Here is a 7422-nt window from a genome sequence, read left to right on the forward strand (position 1 = left end):
CTTGCAAATGATTGTCCTTTCCTTCATTTCTCTCCTATTACGAAGATTTTAAACAGGTTCTAAGAAAAATTTTGCCACCTGCGTCAATAAATAATCAAAGATTTAGCATATTTATCTAGCCTCTATTCTATTACTTAAGTTAGACCACTTTTTTCTATTAATATTTTTTGTTTATAAGGATGAGCAGTTACTCATCACGCAGTTGATCTATGGATACAATACTACCGTTTGATAGTTTTTCAGTACACTTTTCACTTTTGTATTCTTTATCAGAGTCGATACTGATTTTGTCAAATATTAAAACATCTCCTGAAATTTTATCACGAAACTCACTAATAGCAAAAAACGGTATAGTAATTCGCTCTTGTTTTCCTTGAAAACTCAAACTGACGCTAAATTTATCCTCAGAAACTTTTAAATCATAAAATTGATGCTGTAATATAATAAGCATTTGAGTAGGGTATGACTTTTTCAAACGATCTGGCATGGTCACACCATTAAAATATGTGAAAAATAATATTTCTAAGTGAGGGATAAAACCATTACCTGATATAACATCTAAAGTCTTTTTGATAACTTGAAACTTAGCAGAATTAAGCAGTTTTTTGTAATCTGTTTGCTCCATATAACTTTCACATACGTAAATTTTGGGGGAACTTCTGTTACCCGGCGTTCCCTGAACCGTGCTTTAGTAATAAATTGGTTGTGCTAAATTAAGCAGCAACACAACATTCATTACTACCAGCAGCAAAGTTATCGTTTGCATTTAAATTATGAACTCTTAGCGGTGGTGTCTAACCGAGCAAAGCTACCATCTTTACTATGCATGTCGATCCTTATTCGTCCCCGTATAAATTAAAAAACATGGTGGAGACGCCGAGTACCGCCCTCGGGTCCAATACACCTATTACAAGGTAATTTTATTGCTATAGTACACAAAATGTACATAGCCATTATATAGCAACATTAAATAAATGTCAAGATATTATAACCTTAAGTCGATTTATTGCTAAAACAAAATTAATATTTCCAGTAAAAAATTCTGTGCTCTTAACCTGACACATATGGCTTTTTGAATACTCCCAATGAAAATATTTATAAATAAATATTTACTCTTCTTTTTTATTGTTTTTAGGTTTTTCTTGATCAACCATTTCTCCACCGATCTCTTTTATTTTTAGTATCAACGACTCTGGTACATACATGTCAATTACTTCTTCTGCTGTCACAAATAGAGCCTGATAAGAGTGTGAATTTATTATCCAATTAGGCAATATGTCTTCTGCTTCTATTTTATACTCCCCCTCTTTTTTGTCATATACTGTGTAGCAATATAAGTGCACAGCAAAAAATAATACATAAGAGAGCAATATTCCTTTAAGCACTCCGAGAAAGATTCCAGTAACTCTATCGATAAACCCCAACCTTATGGGTGATAATATGTACATTAGCCAGTTATTTATTATCATGAATATAAGATTAAGTATAATAAATACAGAGATTGTAGAAAGTATGTTTAGTGTAACTTTAGAATCAAAATATTTACTATAATTTGGAGCGAAAAAATCATAGTGATTAGCTGTCAGAAAGACCGATAAAAATAGAAACATTAGTGCGCATAGCTCTTTTATAAAGCCTCTAGTTACCGAGATTATTACGCATAGAACAACAATGAAGATAATTAGGCTATCGAAAAGCATGTTTTATATCTATATGGTTTTTGAGACATAATAGTTGTAAATAACAAGGTTGTAAAATTAATTGTATTTATGCTGCATCAATTGATCTAAATACCTAGCGATCATGTCAATTTCTAAATTCAAATAATCATTTACTTTGTTGTACTGAAAAGTTGTATTTTCCCATGTATAGGGGGTGATATTTACTGTAAATTCCTGATTAATAACTGAATTCACTGTGAGAGAAACCCCATCTAGTGTAACGGAGCCTTTTTTTGCAACAAATTTAATTAATTCTTGTGAGCATGATAGCTTGATTTCATGAGAATCTAAATTTCGCTCAATTGTTAAAATTTTTACTATCCCGTCAACATGACCCTGAACTAGGTGGCCATCGATCTTATCGCTTAATCTCATTGCTTGTTCGAGATTTATTTTTTTTCCTATTCTCCACGTATTTAAGTTAGCAACCTTCATAGTTTCTTGAGACGCTTGGACTGTAAATGTATCACTCATTATATCAACAACAGTTAAACACACACCAGAGCAAGCTATTGAATCTCCTTTATTTGTAGAGGATAAATTTTGTGTCTTGATATGGAAAATTTGATCAGAGTTGGAGTGAGTGGTAGTATCAGTTATAGTCCCGATATCCGTGATAATTCCTTTAAACATATGGTAAAAATAAATGATTTTACCATGAAAAATTTTTTACAACAACTTATTTCTATTTTGTTATAGTTAAAGTAATTCTGGTTTACCGACAATTTAAAAAACGACAAATTCGTCATCCCGCTACGTGTTAGCGGGATCTAGAGATACCGTGACGGTATGACGTAGGAAAACTGAGCCTGCACTAGCTATAGGCGCGAGAAAGGGGATCGTTTTCACTTACTTGTTCAATAGATTCTATAGAATATTCAGAATATATGAAATAAGCCAAACTCAGAACACATAATGCAGTTAATATTGGTAACCCTATGTTCAATGCTAGCCCAATACTTTCTCTTTTTTCTGGTGGCACTAATCCTTTTAACATTGACACTTTTCCTGATGGAAAATGCCATAAGCAAAGTGTTGATGCAGATGCTACTATTATAAATAGACAAAAATAAGCCTTTTTTGAGGAAAATACAGTTTTTAACGGTGATTTGAGTGCAATGTTAGTAGGCGGTAGAGTTTTAGCTTCATTTGTTGCTGGTGAAGGATCTTTAATTGGTAAAGGGTTTGTAGATTTATGAGGAGTGTTCTTATGTTGTGTAGGAGGTTGTTGTATATAAACACCTGAAACTAATTGCTCTTTTTTTCTATATACTTGTTTTTGTAAATATTCTTTACCTAAAAGTGAGTTACTAAGAGGTTGTGGCCTTTCGAGTATCTGTAATACTTCTGATATCTCGCCTGGCTCTAATATTGCATGTGATTGTTTATCTTGAAAGTAAACAATATTGAATACTGAGCTGAAAATATTGCAAAATGTTTCTGGATCTTGATTTTTGTATCCACTCATCACTTCAATAAATATTTTATCGAGTTTTTCCCCCTGTGCTCAATTTGGTTATCTATCATAGCTACTCTAGCATCATTTCGTGCTTGTTTTATGGTAGATTGTTTTTCTTCTTCTGGTAGTTCTTGAGATTGCTTTTTCGATTTTTTTCTATTAGCTTTAAAATACTCTGTGTGCGAAGTAGTTTGACCTACATTCTGTTCTGCTTCTTGAGGTATTAGATTTCCTATACTACTTGGATCCATGTCTCTTTTTTTCTGGTCAAGCGCTGGAATGACACCAAATGGTATATTGTTGTTCTGTATAGAAAGTTTTGGTGTTCTTAAAAGGGATAACCTTATTACATCATTAAAAAAATTAGATAAGGGAAGGAAGATTCTATATTTTGGTATATTAGCTTTTATTGCAGCAGCAACCACTGGAGCTTTACAATTTACTTTGCTTGCTATGTTAAAGCCAAACGAGCCTGTAAATGGTACAATTTGTCTATTTTGTGCGTTTTTTTGCTTAGTTTCACTTTGTTCTTGTCTGTCTTTATTTTCTGCTTCTTTTACTTGTAGTGTATCTTGACTCTGTTCCTCATTTTCAGTTTTTTCTGCATGTTGTAGCTTTTCATTTAGAAATAACTCGATTTGGTACAAGTTGTCCAGGTTAATGTTTTCAACGTCTGTTTGTAGCGTTATCGTTGTGCCCTGCAGAAGGATTTGAGGCGGAGCACTATTTACGAATTCTTCCACAGTTTTATAACTGCTAGTTTTACAGTAGTTATTATATAATTCACTGCTTTCTTTGGGCACTTTTATGTTGACTGTAAAATTTTTTTCCCGGGAAAGGCAGATTTTGAAAAAATCAATTAAAGATTTTATTTGAAATGGTCTTATATTAAGGGTGTCTTTATCTGTTGCTGTTAGCTCAAATGAAAATTTTTGTATATTGCTTTCAATACTTCTCGAGCGAATAGCACTGATCTTAATTGTTTTGCTAGAAAATGCTTTACTTATGTTTCTGGATCTTTCCTTAAAGAACTTAGGTAAATCCTCTATTTTGTACTTATTATCAGTTTCAATGTCACTGTTGTGCATAGTTGATACAGCAAATTCATCAACGTAAAAGTAAATAAAAAAAATTAATTAGTCAATAAATTAATAATTAAAATGGGACAGTTTTTAGATTGTTGATGCTATTCAAGATTTTACTATAATTAAAGTTTAGGCCAGCGTTTCTAAGATGAATAAAGAGCTACTGAATGAAATACCTTCACTTGAAGATAAAGCGATCTCTGAAATTGAGAATGCTTCTTCTTTACAAGATTTAGAAAAAGTTAGGCTATCATATTTGGGAAAAAAGGGTGTAATTAAAGCTTATTTTGACAACTTAAAAGAGATAGAAGACGCAGGAAAAAAGCGCAATTTAGGCGAAGTTATCAACGTTTTACGTAATAAGCTAGATCAGCTTATAATGAATAAGGAGAATATACTAAAAGCCGAAGAAGTTAACTTTAAATTGCAGAACGAGGCAGTTGATATTACGTTACCTGCGAGGCCAGAAAAAATTGGCAAGGTCCATCCACTCAGTAAGGTTCTAAATGAAGTAAAGCTTATTTTTGCACATATGGGTTTTAAAGCAGTTGATGGCCCTGACATTGAAGATGAATTTCATGTATTTGATGCACTGAATACTCCAAGTCATCATCCTGCACGAGAGGAGCAAGATACCTTCTACTTAAAGAATAAAATAGATGATAAAAGAATGGTACTGCGCACTCACACCTCATCTGTACAGATTAGAACCATGGAAAAAACAAAAAAATTCCCAATTAAAATAGTAGCCGCAGGTAGAGTATACAGAAACGACTTTGATGCAACTCACACCCCTATGTTCCATCAAATAGAGGGGTTATATGTCGATGAGAATGTCAATATGGGCCAGTTAAAATTTACTATTCATCACTTCCTTAATAAGTTCTTTGGCGATAAAGGGCTGAAGATACGTTTTCGTAATAGTTTTTTCCCTTTTACCGAGCCTTCTGCGGAAGTGGACATAAGTTATAAAGGTAGTAAATGGATAGAAGTACTGGGATGCGGTATGACGCATCCAAATGTATTTCAAAATGTTGGAATAGACCATACTAAATACAACGGTTTTGCGTTTGGCATTGGTATAGAAAGGCTTGCAATGCTAAAATATCAAATTAGCGACTTGAGGAGCTTTTATGACAACAAAATCAGCTGGCTTGATCATTACGGTTTTCATTTTTCATCTTTAAGATAAGTGATAAATAAAGCTCATACTTTTATCATACTTGCTGCCGGGCATGGCAGGCGGATGAATTCAGATTTGCCTAAGGTTCTGCACGAAATAGGCAATTTTTCCATGCTTCAGCATGTCATTTATAATGCAAAACAGTTAAATCCTGAAAATATTGCTGTTGTAGTTGATCAGCCTTTAATTGAAAGACTAAAGTGCTTTGAGGATATACAGTTAATTACACAAGAATCAACACTTGGCACGGGAGATGCGGTCAAAACTGCGATGAGAAACCTAAGAGAATTGCCAGATTCAAGCATAGTTGTTGTGCAGTATGGGGATACTCCGCTCATAAAAAGCAGCACAATAACTAAAATGATTAGTTATTTAGAAGGCAAGGCTCTAGTTTGCCTAGGTTTTAGGACAAGCAATAAAGAATACGGTAGGTTAATTATTGAGAATGGTTCCTTAAGAGAAATCGTAGAAGCAAAGAGTGATAAAAATAATCATGAAGAATTTCTTGCAAATGCTGGAATAATGGTTGCATGTGCAAAGAATTTACGTGAATTGGTGGAGAAAATAGAGTGCAATAGCTCAACTCATGAATATTACTTGACCGATATAGTTTCCATTGCAGTGAAGAGTAATTTAAATGTCGGTTACGTTATTACCGGTGGAGAAGAAGCAACGGGAATAAATAACAGAAATGACCTTATAAAAGCTGAATTTTACTTTCAAGAAAATAAAAGAAAAATTTTTACCGACTCCGGAGTAACGCTTGTTGCACCAGAGACTGTTTTCTTTTCTCTTGATACGCAAATTGCCAGAGATTCAGTTATTTACCCATATGTTTTTTTCGGTACTGGAGTGAAAATAGAGTCTGGTGCGAAAATACTGCCATTTTCGCATTTAGAAAATTGCTTAATTAAAAGTAATGCTGAGGTCGGTCCATTTACCAGAATACGCGGAAACACAACAATTGGTAATAAGGCAAAAATAGGAAATTTTGTGGAAGTGAAAACAAGTGAAGTTGGTCAAAACACTAGAATAAAACACTTAAGTTATATAGGAAATGCTAAAGTAGGGCAGGAGAGTAATATAGGAGCAGGCACTATTGTTTGTAATTATGATGGGAAAAATAAACATGAAACGAATATAGGGAGCAATTGCTTTGTTGGCGCCAATAGCTCACTAATTGCGCCGCTTAATATTCATGATGAATCTGTAATTGCAGCAGGTAGTGTTATAGTTGAGGATGTACCAGAAAAAAGCCTTGCAATAGCAAGAGAAAAGCAAGTAACTAAGAGAATAAAGTAGTCTAATTTAATTATGTTGTTGTGTCATTTTTAATATTAGACTTCTTGCACAACCATATAACAAACTTTTATTGGGAATAGAAACAAAAAAACTTCCTTGACAAACTCCGCCAGCCCCCTTATCATAACAGCGAAGCTATTGTATTTGCTTTCGCCAATCTGCAGACTAAAAGGTAGGGATTACTTAATGTATCGGCGTCTTGTGTTTAATTTTTTGCAGTATATAGATACTGTATGTCTTTACAAAACTTCAAAAGATGCCAATACTCGACAGAGATAGTAAAAGACTAGCTGACTCGGGGGTCCCTTGTCTTTTTTTCTGCTTAGTAAATTTCTTAAACGTTTGCAGCGTAGGTTAGTTGCAATTAAAAGCAGCTGAATTTCGCTTGTCAAGCGTTTAAAACGTAAAAAACGCCAATATTTTAAAGCGGACAATAACCACGGGGCTTCTTTTGCCTTTTTTTCATTTGGTAAATTCCTTAATGTTTATGGCTAAACGACAATCGTCATCCCGCTGCTTGTTAGCGGGATCTATTGCTGAGATACCGCGAATGAATCGCGGTATGACGGTTCGCGGCGGTATGACGTAGGACTGCTGTCATCCCAGTGCGTGACACTGGAATGGCTTTGTTGCATCGCTCTTCGGATAGTAGGTAACGTACAATAAATTCAT

The 7422-nt window shown here is 34.0% G+C and carries 5 protein-coding genes, 1 other RNA gene and 1 pseudogene; 2 read left to right on the forward strand and 5 right to left on the reverse strand.

Annotated elements, in window-relative coordinates:
* Positions 1 to 187: 187 nt before the first annotated feature.
* The 5 genes and pseudogenes from OZD63_RS05695 to OZD63_RS05715 all read right to left on the reverse strand — a co-directional run bounded on the left by OZD63_RS05695 (position 188) and on the right by OZD63_RS05715 (position 4268).
* Positions 188 to 625 carry a ClpXP protease specificity-enhancing factor SspB gene (locus tag OZD63_RS05695; protein WP_275008348.1) on the reverse strand — a complete coding sequence of 146 codons (438 nt, stop codon included), beginning with the start codon at positions 623 to 625 and terminating at the stop codon, positions 188 to 190.
* A 23-nt stretch (positions 626 to 648) separates the two neighbouring features.
* Positions 649 to 985, reverse strand: a transfer-messenger RNA (tmRNA) gene (gene ssrA / locus OZD63_RS05700).
* A gap of 124 nt (positions 986 to 1109) precedes the next feature.
* On the reverse strand, positions 1110 to 1700 hold the full coding sequence (locus OZD63_RS05705) for a CvpA family protein (protein ID WP_010962383.1): 591 nt from the start codon (positions 1698 to 1700) through the stop codon (positions 1110 to 1112).
* Positions 1701 to 1757: 57 nt separating this feature from the next.
* Positions 1758 to 2354 carry a riboflavin synthase gene (locus OZD63_RS05710; protein ID WP_274979545.1) on the reverse strand — a complete coding sequence of 199 codons (597 nt, stop codon included), beginning with the start codon at positions 2352 to 2354 and terminating at the stop codon, positions 1758 to 1760.
* Positions 2355 to 2535: 181 nt separating this feature from the next.
* A pseudogene (locus OZD63_RS05715) lies at positions 2536 to 4268 on the reverse strand (hypothetical protein).
* 145 nt (positions 4269 to 4413) lie between these two features.
* Here OZD63_RS05715 and pheS point away from each other — a divergent pair.
* Entirely contained in the window at positions 4414 to 5457 is a 1044-nt protein-coding gene (pheS, locus tag OZD63_RS05720) for a phenylalanine--tRNA ligase subunit alpha (RefSeq protein ID WP_274979544.1), read from the forward strand.
* Positions 5458 to 6750, forward strand: coding sequence for a bifunctional UDP-N-acetylglucosamine diphosphorylase/glucosamine-1-phosphate N-acetyltransferase GlmU (gene glmU, locus OZD63_RS05725; protein ID WP_265013942.1), 1293 nt, complete (start codon positions 5458 to 5460; stop codon positions 6748 to 6750).
* The last annotated feature ends 672 nt before the right edge of the window (positions 6751 to 7422 follow it).

The sequence above is a fragment of the Wolbachia endosymbiont of Drosophila leontia genome, from assembly GCF_028981785.1.
Lineage (GTDB): Bacteria > Pseudomonadota > Alphaproteobacteria > Rickettsiales > Anaplasmataceae > Wolbachia > Wolbachia pipientis.

Coding starts and splice junctions, on each gene's coding strand:
- OZD63_RS05695 (WP_275008348.1), bottom strand. CDS start 625: ATGGAGCAAACAGATTACAAAAAACTGCTTAATTCTGCTAAGTTTCAA.
- OZD63_RS05705 (WP_010962383.1), bottom strand. CDS start 1,700: ATGCTTTTCGATAGCCTAATTATCTTCATTGTTGTTCTATGCGTAATA.
- OZD63_RS05710 (WP_274979545.1), bottom strand. CDS start 2,354: ATGTTTAAAGGAATTATCACGGATATCGGGACTATAACTGATACTACC.
- pheS (WP_274979544.1), top strand. CDS start 4,414: ATGAATAAAGAGCTACTGAATGAAATACCTTCACTTGAAGATAAAGCG.